Consider the following 15,673-nt stretch of genomic DNA (forward strand, 5'->3'; position numbering starts at 1 on the left):
ACTACCACCGTCGCGGGGTAGGGCTGGGGCGACCGGTGGTGCGAGCGGGCCGAGAGCCCCCGCCCGTGCCACCGGTCGCCCGTTCGTCAGCCGCCCAGGCCCTGCTTGAGCGCGGTGCCGATCAGCACTGCCCGGCGGGCGGTGAGGCCGCAGGCCTCCAGCGCCACCGCGTCCGGTGCGATCTCTCCGTTGTTGCTGGTGTGCGACGCGCCATAGGGGTTACCGGCGATGAACTGGCTGGAGTCCGTGTAGCCGGGGGGCACCACGACACCGCCCCAGTGGTAGAAGACGTTGAAGAGCGACGTCAGCGTGGTCTCCTGCCCACCGTGCGACGTCGCCGTGGAGGTGAAGGCCGCGTAGACCTTGTTGGCCAGCGCGCCCTGCGCCCACAGCGGTCCGGTGGTGTCGATGAACTGCTTCAGCTGGGCGGCGATCATGCCGTACCGGGTGGGCGATCCGAAGAGCGCCACGTCGGCCCACGCCAGGTCGTCGATCATCGCCTCGGGAACGTCCTGGGTGTCCAGGTGGTGCGCCTGCCAACCGGAGTTCGAGCGGATCGCCTCGTCCGGGGCGAGCTCGCGCACCTTGCGCAGGCGCACGTCCGCACCGGCCTCCCCGGCGGCCTCACAGGCGGCCTGCGCCATCTGGTAGGTGATGCCGGTGGCGCTGTAGTAGATCACCGCCACCTTCGTCTGGGCAGCCATCAGATGTGTCCCCTTCTCGTCTCGGGTCGGCTCCCGCGACTACCCCTGGGGCGCGGCGACAAACGACAGACCGGTGGCTTCCGGCCGTCCGGTCTCAAGTTTTCCGCAAGTTCCCGGACGTTCCGATCCGGTCGCCCGCGCGGACGACGATCCTGATGCCAACCGGTGCCGGCGCGCGATCCCGCCGCCCCCTGGCACCGGCGCCTGAACGGGGGATCGCGCTCCGCCGGCAACGGCGCTGGCGCAGCGCGATCAGGGGTCACTGCCCGGCCCGCTCAGCGAACCAGCGCCACCATCAGCCGGTCCAGCTCGGCCGCCGGGTCGACGGCGAGGCCGGTGTGCACCGGCCCGGCCTGGATCATCGTGCTGCGCGGCGCGGCCAGCCACCGGAACCGCTCGCCGAGCCGCATCCGGGTGGCCGGCCCGTCACCGGAGCAGGTCCGGTCCAGAGAATCCAGCACCGCGGCCACCGCCGGCAGATCGACGTCGGGCGCGAGGGCGCGCACCCGGTCGGCGTCCAGGTGCGTCCGCGCGGCCAGGAAGTCGCGCTGCTGGCAGTAGAGCAGCACTCCCACGTTGATCTGCTCGCCGCGCTCCACGCGGGGCACCAGCCGGATGACGGCGTACTCGAACGGATGCCCCCCCTGCCCGGCGCCGGAGAACTTCGCCACGTACGTGCCGAGGTCGTCGGCCTCGACGACGCCCGGCAGCGAGCCACCCTCCCGCAGTGGGGTGACGTAGCGGATCGCGGTGACCTGGCGGAGCACGCCGTCCACCCTACTGGGGGGCCAGTGGCACGCCCTGGCCCCCCACACGCCCGGCTCGGTGTCAGTCGAGCTTGTCCCGCAGGTTGTTGACCTGGTTCTGGAGGCGGTCCACCGCGTTCTCGTTGTTGACGAACGTGGTGATGCCCGCGGCGAGGCCCAGGCCGATCAGGACCGCCAGGATGCTCAGCACCAGGCCGCCGATGGACACGCCCCGGCCGGTCACGCCCGGTCGGCGGGCCATCTTCAGCCCGACGATGCCGAGGACGATGCCGATGATGCCGAGCACCAACCCGAGCCAGGCGAGGATGGCGGTCAGCACGCTGAACAGGCCGGCAACCCCGAAGACCAGGGCGAAAGTGGCGGCCGCGCTGGTCTTGGCGCCGGTGGACGCCCGACGGGCCCGAGAATCGGCCGGTACGCCGGCACCCCGGGCCGGCTCGCTTGCGGCAGTCATGGGACTCCCTTCCGTACGCGCGGCGCGCGTACTTCCGGCCGGCGGCATTCCCACGACGGTCACCGTTACGCCTCGTGTCGCCACGATCTGTCGGCGCGATCCAGGCGCGGGCCCCCAGGTCAGGTCAGCGAAGCGGCAGGTCGGAGTCGTCCCCGGTCGCCCTCGGGCCGAAGATGCGACGCTCCTCGACGGTGATGGGTACGTCGTTGATGCTGGCCTCACGCCGGGCCATGTAACCGCGGGCGTCGAATTCCCACTGTTCGTTGCCGTAGCTCCGCCACCACTGGCCGGTGGCGTCGTGCCACTCGTACTGGAACCGTACGGCGATGCGGTTCTCGTGGAACGCCCAGAGCTGCTTACGCAGCGCGTACTCGCGTTCGTGCTTCCACTTGTCGGTCAGGAACTCCTCGATCTCCCGGCGACCCGTGACGAACGTCGACCGGTTGCGCCACACGCTCTCGGGTGTGTAGGCGGCGGCGACGCGCTGCGGGTCGCGGGTGTTCCAGGCATCCTCGGCGGCCTGCACCTTGATCCGCGCGCTCTGGTCGGTGAAGGGCGGCAACGGGTGCCGCGGTGGTTCGGTCTCGTCGGAGGCGTCACTGCTCATGGCTGTCCTCGTTCCGGTGGCTGTGGTCGGCGGTCCTGACGCTAACGCGACACTCTGGAGGGCAACTGGAGACGCCCGGTCCTGGCCTACGCTGACGGGCTCCGGCCACCGGAGAGGGGACGTCGCGATGCCTGCCGACCTCAGCGCGGCCGAAGCGCTGGCACTGCGGATGACGAGCCTGCTGCTGCGACCGCATCCCGCCAACCGGCCCGACACCGTCGCCGAGGTGGTCGAGTGGTTCGGCGCGATGCAGGCGCAGGATCTGGCGAGCGGCCTGTGGTCGCTGGGTGCCCGGCTGCCGGGGTCGACCGTGGCCGACGTACAGGCCGCACTGGAGCGCCGCGAAGCGCTGCGCACCTGGCCGATGCGCGGCACCGTGCACCTCGTCCCGCCCGTCGACACCCGGTGGATGCTGGAGCTGACCGGCGTCCGCGCGATGTCCGGCTCGGCGACCCGGCGGGCGCAGCTCGGGCTGACCGAGGCCGACGAGGCCCGGGCGCTCGACGTGCTCGGGGCGGCGTTGGCCGGGGGCGGCCGGCTCACCCGGGCGCAGTGCCTCGCCGCACTGCAGGCGGCGGGGATCGGCACCGACGGCCAGCGCGGCTACCACCTGCTCTGGTACGCGAGCGTGCGTGGGGTGACCTGCGTGGCGCCCACCGTCGGCACCGAGCAGACGTTCGTCCTGCTCGACGAGTGGGCGCCGGAGCAACGCAGGCCGGAGCGGGACGAGGCGTTGGCGCTGCTCGCCCACCGCTACGTGCGGGGCCACGGACCGGTCACCGACCGCGAGTTCGCCGGCTGGAGCGGCCTCACCCTGACCGACGCGCGGCGCGGCCTGGCCGCCGCCGACGACCTCCTGAGCACGGTACGTGTCGACGGCGAGCCGATGTACGTGGACGCGGCGCTGGCCGACACCCCGCGCGTCCCGGCGGTCGGTGTGGTGGCGCTGCCGGGCTTCGACGAGTACCTCCTCGGCTACCGGGACCGCACGTTGATGCTCGACACCGCGCACCGGGCGGCCGTGGTGCCCGGCAACAACGGCATCTTCCAGGCCACCGTGGTTCGCGCCGGCCGGGTGGTGGGCGTGTGGAAGCGCAAGGTCGGCCGCGAGGCCGTCACCCTGACGGTACGGCCGTTGACGCCGCTGGCCGCCGGCGGACGGACCGACGTCGAGCGGGCGCTGACGCGGTACGCCGACTTCCTCGGGCTGCCGCCGCGGTTCGACTGGGCGGCCTCCTAGTCTGTGGCGGCCGGCCGACCGCCGGGTTCGGGGGTGCTGCGCCGAGGACGGGCGGCGGTGAGCAGGTCGACGATCCGGGTCACGCCGGGGTCCGTACGGATCTGCGCCACGCTGGCCGGCAGCGGCAGCCGCCAGTTCGGATATTCGTCGACCGTGCCCGGCATGTTGGGCTGGCGCACCTCACCCAGCACGTCGTAGAGGGACACGCCGAGCAGTCGCGCCGGGCTGGCCGCGAGCGCGGCGTGCATCGCCACCACCACGTCACCGTCGTCCGGCTCACCGTCGGCCACCGCCCCGGCGTCGGGCGCCTCGGGGAGCAGTTCCTCGTCGCGCAGCATCGCCAGCAGCCGCTCACGGTCGGCAGCGGCCCGGGCGCGCTCGACGGCCACGTCGGTGCCGAGCAGTTTCAACTCGTCGCGTACCCGCACGTGCTCGCCGGTCAGGAAGCCCGGGGCGGTCGGCAGGTCGTGCGTGGAGATCGTGGCGAGGGCGTTGCGCGGCCAACGGGCCGGCGGGGTGAACGCGCCGTCGTCGTCCCGCGCGAACCACAGCACGGTCGACCCGAGCATGTTGCGCCCCCGCAGGCCACGCGTCACCGCGGGTTGGACCGTGCCCAGGTCCTCGCCGACGACCACCGCGCCGGCCCGGTGCGCCTCCAGGGCCAGGATGCCGAGCATCGCCTCGGCGTCGTAGCGCACGTAGGTGCCCTCGGCCGCGCCGGCGCCCGGCGGCACCCACCACAGTCGCCACAGGCCGGCGACGTGGTCGACGCGCAGGCCGCCCGCGTGCCGCAGGGTCCGCCGCAGCATGTCCCGGTACGCCGCGTACCCGGTCTCGGCGAGCCGGTCCGGTCGCCACGCGGCGAGCCCCCAGTCCTGACCGAGCTGGTTGAAGTCGTCCGGCGGCGCGCCGACCCGTACCCCCTGGGCCAGGACGTCGGCGAGCTGCCAGCCGTCCGCGCCGCCCGGGTCGATGCCGACGGCGAGGTCGTGCACCACGCCGACCGGCATGCCGGCCGAGCGGGCCGCCGCCGTCACGGCGTCGAGTTGCTCGTCGCACAGGTGTTGCAGCCAGGCGTGGAAGGCCACCCGGTCGGCGAGTTGGCGACGCTGCTCGGCGACCGCCGGGGCGTCCGGGTGGTGCAGCTCCGCCGGCCAGGCCCGCCAGTCGTTGCCGTGCCGCTCGGCCAGCGCGCACCAGGTGGCGAAGCTGGTCAGCGCCGGGTCCGCGGCGAGGTCCACCGGCTGGGCGTACGGGTGCAGCAGCTCCAGCGCGCGCCGTTTGGCGGTCCACACCTCGTCGTAGTCGATCAGGTCGCCACGGTCCGGACGCAACGCGTCGACCACCGCCCGGGTCGCCGGGTCGGCCGAGGCGTACGCGGCGGTGTCACTGACGCGCAGGTAGAGCGGGTTCACGAAGCGTCGACTGGCCGGCGAGTACGGCGACGCGGCCACCGGGTGCGCCGGCCCGACCGCGTGCAGCGGGTTGAGCAGCACCAGCCCGGCGCCCGTCGCTCCCGCCCACTCGGTGACCTCGGCCAGGTCGCCGAGGTCACCCATGCCCCAGGACCGCTCGGAGGTGAGCGCGTAGAGCTGGAGCATCCAGCCCCAGGTACGCGGGGGCACCGGCAGCCGCCGGGGCACCACGACGAGGGTCACGTCCCGTCCCCCGCAGGCCAGTCGGTGCCAGCCCAGCGGCAGGTCCCCGGGCAACTCGCCGTCGACCGCCCGCCGACCGCCGTCCTCCAGGGACACCACACCCGGGCCGGGCAGGGCGCGGGCCTTGCCCTCGGTGAGCACCACTGTCGGCGGCAGCGCGGTCCGGTCCACCGCTCGGGCGGCGGCGAGCGCGTCAGCGATCGCGGCGGGGCTGGTGGCGTCCACGCCGAGCAGGCCGAGAACACCCACGACGGTCTCCGGGGCGACCTCGACGCGGCGGTGTCGCCAGTCCTCGTACCAGGTGGACACGCCGTGCGCGGTGGCCAACGCAACAAGTCGCCGATCCATCAGTCCCCCGCTCCCCGCCAACACCACAACCTGCGCCCACCCTCCCACGCCCAACCACAAGCCGCAGCTCGCCCCCGCGTCACCCCCACCCCGCCCCCGCCCCCACCCCCGCGATCTTGCACTTTCTGTGGCGACGTAAAGGGCATTTCGCCTATGTCGACGACAGAAAGTGCAAGATCGCGGGGGTGGGGGCGGGGGTTCGGGTTCGGGGGTTCGGGGTTCAGTTTTCGTGCAGGGTTAGGTTGCGGCCTGTGGACGGGTCGAACAGGTGGATCTTCTCCAGGTTGAACCAGACTCGGCGGGAATCGCCCTCGATCGCGCCGGACTCGGCGGACAGCCGGGTGACCAGGTTGCCGCCGCCGCCGGCGAAGTCACCCGCGCCCGCGTCCGCGGCCAACTCCTCCAGCTCGGCGGCGGTGGCCCGCTCACCCTCCACGGTGAGGTGGACGTACTTGTCCGAGCCCATCGACTCGACGATCTCCACCGGCGCCTCGAACTCCAGGCCCCGGCGGCGGGTGTCGTCGTCGATCAGTTCGGCGTCCTCGAAGTGCTCGGGCCGAATGCCGAGGATCAGTTCGCGGGGCGCGTCGGCCGCCTCCAACTCCCGGCGGACCCGGTCGTCGAGCGGCACGTCACCCAGGGCGGTACGCAGGCTGCCGTCCTGCACGGCGGCGTGCAGGAAGTTCATCGACGGGGAGCCGATGAAGCCGGCCACGAAGAGGTTGCGCGGGCGGTCGTACAGCTCCTGCGGCGGGCCGACCTGCTGCACCGCGCCACCCCGCATGATCACTACCCGGTCGCCGAGGGTCATGGCCTCGGTCTGGTCGTGGGTGACGTAGACGGTGGTGGTGCCCAGCTGCTTCTGCAACCGGGACACCACCGTACGCATCTGCACGCGCAGCTTCGCGTCGAGGTTGGACAGCGGCTCGTCCATGAGGAACGCCTTGGGTTGGCGGACGATCGCCCGGCCCATCGCCACCCGCTGCCGCTGGCCACCCGAGAGGTTCGCGGGTTTGCGGTCCAGCAGCGCGGTCAGCTCCAGCACCTTCGCGGCCTCGTCGACCTTGGAGTTGATCGTCTCCTTGTCGAGCTTCGCCAGGCGCAGCGGGAACGCCATGTTCTCCCGGACGGTCATGTTCGGGTAGAGCGCGTACGACTGGAAGACCATGGCGATGTCCCGGTCCCGGGGGGCCTTGTCGTTGACCCGCTTGCCGGCGATGCGCAGTTCGCCGGAGCTGATGTCCTCCAGGCCCGCGATCATGTTGAGGGTGGTGGACTTTCCGCAGCCCGAGGGGCCGACCAGGATCACGAACTCACCGTCGGCGATCTCCAGGTCGACGTCCCGCACGGCGACCGTCCCGTCCGGGAAACTCTTGCTCACCTTGTCGAGCACGATGTCAGCCATGACTACTCACCTATCCCTTGACTGCGCCGGAGGTCAGGCCGGACACGATGCGGCGCTGGAAGAAGAGGACGAACAGGATGATGGGCACGGTGATCACCACGGCGGCGGCGCAGATCGCCCCGGTGGGGTCCTCGAACTGTGACGCGCCGGTGAAGAACGACAACGCCGCCGGCACCGTGCGGGACCGCTCGGTGGAGGTCAGCGAGATGGCGAACAGGAAGTCGTTCCAGCAGAAGATGAAGACCAGGATCGCCGTCGTGAACAGGCCGGGAGCGGCCAGCGGGGCGATCACCCGCCGGAACGCCTGTGCCTGCGTCGCGCCGTCCATCTTCGCCGCCTTCTCCAGGTCCCACGGGATCTGCTTGAAGAACGCCGACAGCGTGTAGATCGCCAACGGCAACGCGAAGGTGATGTACGGCAGGATCAGCCCGAGCCAGGTGTCGAAGATCCTGGCCTGCCGTTCGATCTCGAACAGCGGCGACACCAGCGACACCTGCGGGAACATCGCGATCAGCAGCGAGATGCCGACCAGCAGCCGCTTGCCCGGGAAGTCCAGGCGACTGATCGCGTACGCGGCCATCGCCCCGAGCACCACCGCGATCAGGGTGGCGATGAGCGCGATGCCGATGGAGTTGACGAGCGCCCGGACGAACTGGTCGGTGTCGAAGATCGTGCGGTAGTTGTCCAGCGTCCACTCCCGGGGGAAGAACTTCCCGTCGGTGAGGGTGGCCGGCGTCTTGAACGACAGCGAGGCGATCCACAGCACCGGGACCAGCGCGAAGACGACCACGAGGACGTCCAGCAGGCCCCAGCGCAGCTTCGCCCGGGAGGTGGTTTCCGCGGCCATGTCAGCGCCTCTCGGAATCGTCGCTGCCGGGGGCAGCGGTGCCGAACAGCTTCACGAAGACGAAGGCGATGATCGCCACCGTGATGAAGACCAGCACCGACATCGTCGAGCCGATGCCGAGGTTGAGACCTCGCAGCAGGTTGTTGTAGGCGAGCATCGACACCGACGAGGTTTCGTTGCCTCCGGCGGTCAGGACGAAGATGTTGTCGAACACCCGGAACGCGTCCAGGGTGCGGAACAGCAGCGCGACCAGGATCGCCGGCTTCATCACCGGCAGCATCACCTTGGTGAACTTCTGCCAGGCCGTCGCGCCGTCGGTGGAGGCGGCCTTGAGCAGGTCGTCCGGCACCAGGGCCAGCCCGGCCATCAGCAGCAGCGCCATGAACGGCGTGGTCTTCCAGATCTCGGCCAGCATGATGATCGCCAGCGAGCTGGCCCGCTCGGTGAGGGGCGCGCCGTCACTGAACAGGTCGGCCAGGTAGCCGGTGCCGGGCGTCCAGGCGTACCGCCAGGAGAAGGCCGCGACCACCGTGACGATGCCGTACGGGATGAGCGCGGAGGTACGGACGATGCCCCGCCCGACGAGCGTACGGTGCATGATCAGCGCCAGTCCCATGCCGAGCACCAATTCGACGGCCACGGTGACCACCGTGATCAGCGTGGTCACCCCGAACGCCGTCCACCAGAACTCGTTGGTGAGCACGGTGACGTAGTTCTCCAGCCCGATGAACTCGCGCTGGTCGGGAAAGCGCAGGTCGTAACGCTGCAACGACAGCCAGACCGAGTAGACGATCGGGTACGCGGTGACCGCGACCATCACCAGGGCGGCGGGCGCGCAGAGCAGCCAGCCGAGTCGACGTTCGGCCTTCTTGTTCTCGCTCAGCGGCGCCTTGCGGCGGCTGCCTCGCTGGGTGGGCACCGCGGCACGCTGGCCGTCGGTCCTCTCCGGTGTCTGCGTGGTGGCGGGCCGGGTCATGGCAGCACCCCCTTCGACTCCAGGGCGTCGGCGATGGCGTCGCGCAGCTCGTCGGCGGTCTGCTGCGGACGAATGCCGGACGGCGGCGACAGGATCGCCGACATGACTGTGGAGATGCTCTGGTAGGCCGGCGTCAGGGGCCGCGTCGCCGGGTCCTTCAGCTCTTCCAGGATGGTGTCCTTCATGGGGTACGCCTCGGTCATCTCGGGCTCGTCGAAGACGGCCTCGATGGTCGGTGGCACGCCGTCGTTGATCGCGGAGAACTTCTGGTGCTCCGGGCTGCGCAGGCACCGCGCGGCCTCGAATGACAGCTCCGGGTGCTTCGAGTACGAGCTGACGGCCAGGTTCACCCCACCGATGGTGACCTTGCTGGGGGTGCCCTCGTCGACGCCCGGCACGCGGGCCCAGCCGACCTGCTTGGCCAGCTCCGGGTTGGCCTCCTGCAGGGCCGGATAGACGAACGGCCAGTTCACCTGGAACGCGCCGGCGCCGGACTGGAACTCCAACCGGACCGGGTCCTCGGTGGCGTTGCTGAACGACGGTGAGGTCACGCCCGACGTGGCGAACCGCTGCAACTGCTCCAGCGCCCGGACCGTGCCGTCGTCCATCACTGCCTTCTTGCCGTCGTCGGATAGGACCTTCCCGCCCGCGCTCTCGGCCAGCGTGTTGTAGAGGACGACCAGGCCCTCGTACTGCGCGCCCATGGTCAGCACCTGGTACGGCTTGCCCTGGTCCTTGAGCTGCCGGGCCGCGGTGATCATCTGGTCCCAGGTGGTCGGCGGCTGCGGCACCAGGTCCTTGCGGTACCAGAGGAGCTGCACGTTGGTGTTCTTCGGCGCGGCGTAGAGCTTGTCCTCGTAGCGGGCGGTCTCCAGCGGCCCGGCGAGGGTGCCCTGCTCGACCTCGCTCTTGTCCTGACCGGTCCACTCGCGAATCCAGTCGGCGCTGGCGAACTCCTGGGTCCAGGTGACGTCCAGACCGAGGATGTCCATGCCGGTGTCCTCGGCGGCCAGCCGGCGCACCATCTGCACCCGCTGGTCGTCGGCCTGCCGGGGCAGCACCCGGTAGACGATCTTGTACCGCCCCTGGGCCTGTGTGTTGCAGTCGTCGACGACCTTCTGCAGGTTCTGTTCCGGCGGGTAATACAGGTTGAGCGTCGGTGGGCCACCGCTCTCGTCGGCGCCGCACGCGGCGAGCGGCGCGACCAGCGCCAGCGCGGCAGCCGCCGCGCCGAGCCGCGCAACCGGCCGGCGTCGGTGTCGAGCCGCTTCGGGGTCCGTCATCGCCTTCCCCCTCTCGTGCACAACGGGCCGGGGAGGGCATCCGTGCCCCGGCGCACGGTGAGCTGTCTCCGAGCCCAGGAGCTGCGAAAACGCCCCGCTCGGATACTCCGTGCGGGTACACTGCCCCGCTCACCGAGCCACGAAACCTGCCCGCAACGGGCAGGATGAGCACCCCGCTAGATCGGTACAACATCCCGGAATCTCGGAAACTGCTGCCTCCGCGCCGCCGGAGGCAGCACCATCACCGAAACCGCGCGGATCTCTCCCGCCCGACCGACAACGTCAGCCTCGGGCTCGCGCCCAGGAGAGGAAGCGTTCGGTCATCCGTGTCGGCGGGTGGTCCGGGTGGAGTTGGGTGAGCTGGTGGGTCGCCTCGTTCATCAGGTTGCCGAGGTAGATCAGCAGACCCGTCCGGTCGGTGCGGTACTCCGTCAACAGGGTGAGCTTGGCCGGCTGGCAGCCGGCTGGAGCGGCAGGAGATCCTGCGACGCCCGCGCCCGCCGCAGCTTATCGCCGTCCTGGACGAGGCGGTGCTCCGCCGGCCGGTGCTCGACCAGCCGGGCCTGATGCTCGAGCAGCGCGAGCACCTGGTGGAGTTGGCGACCCAGGAGCACATCCAGGTGCACGTCGTCCCGGTGGACGCGGGGATGTACCTGGGGTTGGCCGGTCAGTTCATCATCGCCGAGATGCCGGACGGCGAGCGGGTGGCACACGCAGACAACCAGCTCATCGCGCAGTTCGTCGACACGTCGACCGACGTCGCCAAGCTGGCCAAGACGTGGGAGATCGTCCGAAACGAGGCGCTCCCCCGCCGGCAGTCAATCGAGCTGATCAAGGAAGTGGCGAAGTCATGGATGCCTTGAACCCGCAGTGGCGCAAGTCGACCCGGTCCGGCGGCAACGGCGGCTCCTGCGTCGGCACAGAAAGTGCAAGATCGCGGCTGGGCCTCGATCGATCATGGAGTTGTGGTGCCGGGCTTGCGGTACTGGCTCCGCCACGTGGCGCTTGCCCCACGGTCACCCCCGGGTCGGGCATGCTGGGACGGTGATCGCACGCTTGAAGGACCTCTGTCTGGACGCCGCCGACCCGCTCGCCCTGGGCGGCTTCTGGGCGCGGGTGCTCGACGCCGACGTCGCCGACGCCGGTGACGGCGACACCCGCGTCGACCCCCGCTCGGCGCGCTCGGACGCCGAGTCGATCTGGGTGAACCAGGTGCCCGAGCCCCGGGTCGGCAGCACTCGCGTACACCTGGATGTGCGCCTGGCGGACGCGGACCCGGCGGCGCTCCTCGCGGCCGGCGCGCGGTCGGTGCGCGAGCCCGACGGCGACGTCGACAGGTGGGTGCTGGCCGACCCGGAGGGCAACCAGTTCTGCGTGCTCCCGGCCGGCGACGAGGCTCGCCCCGGCCCGGTCGAGCTGGTGGTGGCCGCTGTCGACCCGGCCGCTCAGGCGGCCTGGTGGGCCGGCCTGCTCGGCGGTACGACCGCCTCCGGACCGAACACGGCGTCGCTGCACGACGCCGCCGGCTTTCCCTGGGAAGCCTGGGTGTTCGACGGGGTCGACGAACCCAAGGCCGTCAAGAACCGGATGCACTGGGACGTCGAGATGGTGGCCCCGGAGCCGACCGCCCTGCTGGAGACGGGCGCGACGCTACTGCGCGAGCCGGTCGGCAGGGCGTACTGGTGGGTGCTGGCCGACCCGGAGGGCAACGAGTTCTGCGCCTTTTCGCCGCCGACCACCGGGTGAACGACCGACTACCCAGTGCGGGCGGTGTGGACTAGCGTCTTTCCCAGCGCCGCAGCCAGCGCGTTCGCCGCCGACGTCGACACGCCTCCGGCCGACCCAGCCTGCCCGATCGGTTGGTTATCGCGGGAACGTCCCTTCGCCACCGCACCGGTTCGGCAGGATCGTCCCAATGAGGGAGGTGCCGCCGTGCAGGACACCCGCGCTCTCGCCCTGACGTTCGAGGTGAGCGGCCTGCCACCGGTCAAGACCGAAGCGTTGTCCATCTTCGCCGCCGGGCACCGGCAGGCGACGAGGGTCCGCACCCTGCTCCAGGCCGCCCTGGGCGCGGCCCAGCGCACCGGCTGGACGCCACTGCCCGGGCCGATCGAGGTGGACGTGGTTCTGCGGTGCCCGCCCGGGCACCGTACGTCCGACGCCAGCACGCTGCTCGGTGGCGTCTGCGCGGTACTCCAGGACAAGAAGCGCGTCGCCACCATCGGCCTGGCGCATCTCGGCGTCCTGGTGGACGTCGCCCTCTACGACGACGACCGGCAGATCCGCCGGTTGTCGTACCACGAGGAGCCGGCGGAGGACTTCTCCTACCAGGTGCGGGTCGCCGCCGTACCGACCGGCGTTTGAGCGACGGCCGCGGTGGGGTATCGCGGACGCCGACGAAGGGAGCACCGATGTCGGAGCCACATGTCACGCTCGACCCACGCGGGCTCGATCCTGTGCAGCAGAAACTGCGCGGCCCGTTGGAGGACCAGCTGACCTCGGCTCTCCAGGCAGCCACCGACCGAATTCGAGCCAGCTACGCTGGTGAACCGGTCGAGCAGGTGTGCCAGCGGCTGTTGGACGAGACCCGATCCGGGTTGCACCCCGACATCGCGGCCGGCTTCAACCCGGACATGGACGAGTTCTGCCGCGTGGCGATCTCGATCGTCCGCGGCGGCGAGGGAGAGCCAGACGCCCACCACGCCGGCGACGGCCGGCACCGGGCCTAGGCACAGCGATCTCCGGTGGCCGGGTCAGGACCGGGTCCGCAACTACCCGGCCCTGACCCCCGGCCGTCCGACGGGGGAGCGGACAGCTCAGGCATTTTCACCACGCGCGTAGGCGTGGCACGACGCCACGCGGCTCGGTGGGGAGGCCCGGGCCGCCCTGCACTCAGCTCCACGGTGCCCGCCTGCCGGACGCCGGTGCGTCCCCGGCACACCCCGAAAGGCCGCGAACGCCGGCCCAGGCTAGGCGGGTCGCGCCGGGCCGGACAAGCGCCGCCGGGCCGGTCAGAGCGTGACTGATCTCAAGGGCAAAAAGCGGCAGGTACGCGTAACGCGACCATGATCGCCGACGCTGTTCGGGTTCGACGGTCAGAAGTGCCGGAGCAGATCCGGAAAGGCGGCCAGCCGCAGTACGCCGTTGTCGGTCGGGTCCAATTCGTCGTGCTCCAACACCCAGGTGTTCTCGTTCGGGATGAACACCGCGTTCAGACCGGCCGCCCGCGCCGGCAGGATGTCCGACTTCGGGGAGTTGCCGATCATCCACGTCCGGGCCGGCTCGAACCCGTGCTCGCGGACCAGCCACCGGTACGTGTCGACGTCCTTCTCGGCGACGATGTGCGCGGCCCCGAAGTGGTGCAGCAGACCGCAGGCGTCCAACTTGCGCTGCTGCTCCTCCCGGTCACCCTTGGTCAACAGCAGCAGCTCGTGCCGCTGCGCCAACTCGTCGAGGGCCTCGGCGACGCCGGGCATCAACTCCACCCGGTGCTCCACCAGTGCCAGGGCCAGCCGGTCGATCTCCTGGCGCTCCGCGTCGGTGGCCGGCCGTTCACGCAGCCGTTCCAGGCACTCGCCGAGGCTGCGCAGGAACACCTTGCTGCCGTACCCGTGCGCGACCGCGTTGGCCCGCTCGATGTCGTCCAGGATGGTCCGGATCTCCGCCTGGTTCATCGTGGGGTGGTCGATCCAGGTCAGGAAGTCGTCGATCACCCGCTCGAAGACGACGTTGTTCTCCCACAACGTGTCGTCCGCGTCGAAGATCAGCACCTGCGCCCGTCGGCGGGCCTCCTGGTCGACGGTCATGCCGGCCTCCTCGCGATCATCCTCGTGCGGACGCGACTCTAGGGCATCGCCTGCCCCGCACCCACCGGGTTTCCGCTCGCCGAGCAGGGCCACGAGAGCAGCCTCTCCGTGATCATCGTTTCCCTCTCCTCCTGCGCCTCCGGGCGCAGGCGACCACCCCGGGTGAGCATGACGACGCCGTGCAGCAGACTCCAGCCCACCTCCGCGAGCGTGTCCGGGTCGCGGCCCTGCGCCAGCGGGAGCAGGGTCGCCCGCAGCGCGGCGAAGACGGCCCTCGGCGCCGCCGGCACCCCGGACGCGCCGAGGGCGAGGTCCGGGGTCAGCGCGAGCATCGCGTCGTAGACAGCCGGATTGGCGTACGCGAAGTCGAGGTACGCCCCCGCCATCACCGCCCACGCCCGTTCGGGGCACGGGTTGTCGGCGTGCGCCGCGGTCAGCGCGGCGGCCAGCTCGGCGAAGCCGTGCACCGCGACGGCGGCCAGTAGCGCCTCCTGGTCGGCGAAGTGCCGGTAGAGGTCGCCGATGTCCATGGTGGCCTTCTCGGCGACCCGACGGACGCTCAGTCCCAGCCAGCCCTCGGCTTCGGCCAGCTCACGGGCGGCGGTGACGATGACGAAACGTCGCTCCTGGTCGGTGGCCTCCTCGGCAGGTACGGACACCGGCCGAGCGTAACGACCCGCACTGTCCGCACCGGCCTCGTGACGGATTGGTGACTCTTCACCTGCTCCGGAGTCCGGAACCCGGCTCGCTGCCGTAGCCGGTGGTCGTTCGTTAGGTGAGCAGACGCCGCGACGGGAGGGCACGTGGTGGTTCGACGGCTTCCGCCCGCCGAGGCGGTCGGCGGATGAGGCAGATCCCCGATGGCGGGCTGGTACGCGGCGCGAACACCCGCGAGCGCGCCACCTTCCTGGAGCTGTTCCTCGACCTCGTCTTCGCCTTCGCCCTCACCCGGATCTCCGTCCGCCTGATCGACGACTTCACCGAGAGCGGGCGCGGTGTGTTCGCGGGCCTCGGTCAGGCGTTGGTGCTGTTCCTGGCGCTGTGGGCCGTCTGGATGTTGACGGTGTGGTCGACGAGCTGGCTCGACCCGGACGCGATGATCGTGCAGGCCGTCATCGTCATCACGATGGCGGGCGCGATGACGATGGCCGGCACCTCGGGGAAACGGTGCCATACCGCTGCGGTGAGGTCTCGGAACAGATCGTCCGGCTGCGGCGCGAGCCAGACGACGGCGCTGCGGCGCGAGCCAGACGACGGCATCGCCGAACCAGCCCACATGGGTCAGCGAGATGTCGGACCGTGGAACCGCCGCGACGATGTCCCGTACGGTCGCCAGCACCGCCGCATCGATCCGTTCCGGTGGTAGGAACGGGTAGAGCACGGTCACGTGCGCGGGCACACCCCAGGAAGCGGCGCGGTCCAGCGACGCGCGGAGCCGCCCCACCGCAGGCTCCGCGTCAGGTATCGGCACGATCAGCGCAGTCTGCGTAGGTCCCATCGCCGCGGTGTCCGACCAGGACAGCGATACTGCCAACGGATTGCCGGCCCGAGGCGGACCGACGCTCGAGCACTCGGGAC

At 71.0% G+C, this 15,673-nt stretch carries 18 protein-coding genes and 1 pseudogene; 6 read left to right on the plus strand and 13 right to left on the minus strand.

The features are described 5' to 3' along the window. Positions 1 to 86: 86 nt before the first annotated feature. The 4 genes from wrbA to ACGFH9_RS26605 all read right to left on the minus strand — a co-directional run bounded on the left by wrbA (position 87) and on the right by ACGFH9_RS26605 (position 2,532). On the minus strand, positions 87 to 704 hold the full coding sequence (gene wrbA / locus ACGFH9_RS26590) for an NAD(P)H:quinone oxidoreductase (protein ID WP_355246852.1): 618 nt from the start codon (positions 702 to 704) through the stop codon (positions 87 to 89). A gap of 275 nt (positions 705 to 979) precedes the next feature. Further along, positions 980 to 1,471, minus strand: a complete 492-nt coding sequence (locus tag ACGFH9_RS26595; protein WP_393224358.1) for a DUF3037 domain-containing protein — start codon at positions 1,469 to 1,471, stop codon at positions 980 to 982. Between the two features lie 61 nt (positions 1,472 to 1,532). After that, positions 1,533 to 1,925, minus strand: a complete 393-nt coding sequence (locus tag ACGFH9_RS26600; protein WP_393224360.1) for a DUF4190 domain-containing protein — start codon at positions 1,923 to 1,925, stop codon at positions 1,533 to 1,535. 124 nt (positions 1,926 to 2,049) lie between these two features. Next, on the minus strand, positions 2,050 to 2,532 hold the full coding sequence (locus ACGFH9_RS26605; RefSeq protein ID WP_393224363.1) for a nuclear transport factor 2 family protein: 483 nt from the start codon (positions 2,530 to 2,532) through the stop codon (positions 2,050 to 2,052). A gap of 127 nt (positions 2,533 to 2,659) precedes the next feature. On the opposite strand from ACGFH9_RS26605, the gene ACGFH9_RS26610 reads away from it, so the two are divergent. Continuing rightward, a complete protein-coding gene (locus tag ACGFH9_RS26610; protein ID WP_393224365.1) occupies positions 2,660 to 3,772 on the plus strand; it encodes a winged helix DNA-binding domain-containing protein in 1,113 nt (370 codons plus the stop codon). Here the strand turns inward: ACGFH9_RS26610 and malQ are convergent. From malQ to ACGFH9_RS26640, 6 genes are all read right to left on the minus strand, one after another. After that, entirely contained in the window at positions 3,769 to 5,778 is a 2,010-nt protein-coding gene (gene malQ / locus ACGFH9_RS26615; RefSeq protein WP_393224367.1) for a 4-alpha-glucanotransferase, read from the minus strand. The two genes, ACGFH9_RS26610 and malQ, sit on opposite strands and share 4 nt — an antisense overlap. A 220-nt stretch (positions 5,779 to 5,998) precedes the next feature. Further along, positions 5,999 to 7,183 carry an ABC transporter ATP-binding protein gene (locus ACGFH9_RS26620; RefSeq protein WP_393224369.1) on the minus strand — a complete coding sequence of 395 codons (1,185 nt, stop codon included), beginning with the start codon at positions 7,181 to 7,183 and terminating at the stop codon, positions 5,999 to 6,001. A 10-nt stretch (positions 7,184 to 7,193) separates the two neighbouring features. Further along, positions 7,194 to 8,030 carry a carbohydrate ABC transporter permease gene (locus tag ACGFH9_RS26625; RefSeq protein WP_393224372.1) on the minus strand — a complete coding sequence of 279 codons (837 nt, stop codon included), beginning with the start codon at positions 8,028 to 8,030 and terminating at the stop codon, positions 7,194 to 7,196. A 1-nt stretch (position 8,031) separates the two neighbouring features. Then, entirely contained in the window at positions 8,032 to 9,006 is a 975-nt protein-coding gene (locus ACGFH9_RS26630; RefSeq protein ID WP_355246824.1) for a sugar ABC transporter permease, read from the minus strand. Then, on the minus strand, positions 9,003 to 10,289 hold the full coding sequence (locus ACGFH9_RS26635; protein WP_393224375.1) for an ABC transporter substrate-binding protein: 1,287 nt from the start codon (positions 10,287 to 10,289) through the stop codon (positions 9,003 to 9,005). The genes ACGFH9_RS26630 and ACGFH9_RS26635 overlap by 4 nt, the downstream gene beginning before the upstream one ends. A 282-nt stretch (positions 10,290 to 10,571) precedes the next feature. Continuing rightward, complete coding sequence (locus ACGFH9_RS26640) at positions 10,572 to 10,724, minus strand: hypothetical protein (protein WP_393224378.1); 153 nt, start codon at positions 10,722 to 10,724, stop codon at positions 10,572 to 10,574. A gap of 29 nt (positions 10,725 to 10,753) precedes the next feature. Between ACGFH9_RS26640 and ACGFH9_RS26645 the strand changes: the two genes are divergently transcribed. From ACGFH9_RS26645 to ACGFH9_RS26660, 4 genes are all read left to right on the plus strand, one after another. After that, entirely contained in the window at positions 10,754 to 11,152 is a 399-nt protein-coding gene (locus tag ACGFH9_RS26645; RefSeq protein ID WP_393224417.1) for a DUF5753 domain-containing protein, read from the plus strand. Between the two features lie 181 nt (positions 11,153 to 11,333). Next, a complete protein-coding gene (locus ACGFH9_RS26650; RefSeq protein ID WP_393224380.1) occupies positions 11,334 to 12,035 on the plus strand; it encodes a VOC family protein in 702 nt (233 codons plus the stop codon). 186 nt (positions 12,036 to 12,221) lie between these two features. Beyond that, positions 12,222 to 12,653 (plus strand): hypothetical protein, encoded by a 432-nt coding sequence (locus tag ACGFH9_RS26655; RefSeq protein ID WP_355624547.1) that lies wholly within the window; start codon positions 12,222 to 12,224, stop codon positions 12,651 to 12,653. A gap of 47 nt (positions 12,654 to 12,700) precedes the next feature. Continuing rightward, the gene (locus ACGFH9_RS26660; protein ID WP_355624545.1) at positions 12,701 to 13,018 is read left to right on the plus strand and encodes a hypothetical protein; all 318 of its coding nucleotides are present in this window, start codon (positions 12,701 to 12,703) and stop codon (positions 13,016 to 13,018) included. A gap of 366 nt (positions 13,019 to 13,384) precedes the next feature. Here the strand turns inward: ACGFH9_RS26660 and ACGFH9_RS26665 are convergent, their stop codons facing one another. Both ACGFH9_RS26665 and ACGFH9_RS26670 read right to left on the minus strand, forming a co-directional pair. Further along, a complete protein-coding gene (locus ACGFH9_RS26665) occupies positions 13,385 to 14,095 on the minus strand; it encodes an HAD family hydrolase (RefSeq protein ID WP_393224383.1) in 711 nt (236 codons plus the stop codon). A gap of 38 nt (positions 14,096 to 14,133) precedes the next feature. Next, positions 14,134 to 14,754 carry a TetR/AcrR family transcriptional regulator gene (locus ACGFH9_RS26670; protein ID WP_393224386.1) on the minus strand — a complete coding sequence of 207 codons (621 nt, stop codon included), beginning with the start codon at positions 14,752 to 14,754 and terminating at the stop codon, positions 14,134 to 14,136. A gap of 185 nt (positions 14,755 to 14,939) precedes the next feature. Between ACGFH9_RS26670 and ACGFH9_RS26675 the strand changes: the two genes are divergently transcribed. After that, a complete protein-coding gene (locus tag ACGFH9_RS26675; RefSeq protein ID WP_393224388.1) occupies positions 14,940 to 15,461 on the plus strand; it encodes a low temperature requirement protein A in 522 nt (173 codons plus the stop codon). On the opposite strand, the pseudogene ACGFH9_RS26680 reads toward ACGFH9_RS26675, so the two are convergent. Then, positions 15,387 to 15,593 (minus strand): annotated as a pseudogene (locus ACGFH9_RS26680) (2'-5' RNA ligase family protein); the annotation flags it as partial. The gene ACGFH9_RS26675 and the pseudogene ACGFH9_RS26680 sit on opposite strands and share 75 nt — an antisense overlap. Between the last annotated feature and the right edge of the window lie 80 nt (positions 15,594 to 15,673).

Origin of the sequence: Micromonospora sp. NPDC049102 (assembly GCF_043197485.1) — a bacterium.
GTDB lineage: Bacteria > Actinomycetota > Actinomycetes > Mycobacteriales > Micromonosporaceae > Micromonospora.

Coding starts and splice junctions, on each gene's coding strand:
- wrbA (WP_355246852.1), bottom strand. CDS start 704: ATGGCTGCCCAGACGAAGGTGGCGGTGATCTACTACAGCGCCACCGGC.
- ACGFH9_RS26600 (WP_393224360.1), bottom strand. CDS start 1,925: ATGACTGCCGCAAGCGAGCCGGCCCGGGGTGCCGGCGTACCGGCCGAT.
- ACGFH9_RS26605 (WP_393224363.1), bottom strand. CDS start 2,532: ATGAGCAGTGACGCCTCCGACGAGACCGAACCACCGCGGCACCCGTTG.
- ACGFH9_RS26610 (WP_393224365.1), top strand. CDS start 2,660: ATGCCTGCCGACCTCAGCGCGGCCGAAGCGCTGGCACTGCGGATGACG.
- malQ (WP_393224367.1), bottom strand. CDS start 5,778: ATGGATCGGCGACTTGTTGCGTTGGCCACCGCGCACGGCGTGTCCACC.
- ACGFH9_RS26620 (WP_393224369.1), bottom strand. CDS start 7,183: ATGGCTGACATCGTGCTCGACAAGGTGAGCAAGAGTTTCCCGGACGGG.
- ACGFH9_RS26625 (WP_393224372.1), bottom strand. CDS start 8,030: ATGGCCGCGGAAACCACCTCCCGGGCGAAGCTGCGCTGGGGCCTGCTG.
- ACGFH9_RS26630 (WP_355246824.1), bottom strand. CDS start 9,006: ATGACCCGGCCCGCCACCACGCAGACACCGGAGAGGACCGACGGCCAG.
- ACGFH9_RS26635 (WP_393224375.1), bottom strand. CDS start 10,289: ATGACGGACCCCGAAGCGGCTCGACACCGACGCCGGCCGGTTGCGCGG.
- ACGFH9_RS26660 (WP_355624545.1), top strand. CDS start 12,701: ATGTCGGAGCCACATGTCACGCTCGACCCACGCGGGCTCGATCCTGTG.
- ACGFH9_RS26665 (WP_393224383.1), bottom strand. CDS start 14,095: ATGACCGTCGACCAGGAGGCCCGCCGACGGGCGCAGGTGCTGATCTTC.
- ACGFH9_RS26675 (WP_393224388.1), top strand. CDS start 14,940: ATGAGGCAGATCCCCGATGGCGGGCTGGTACGCGGCGCGAACACCCGC.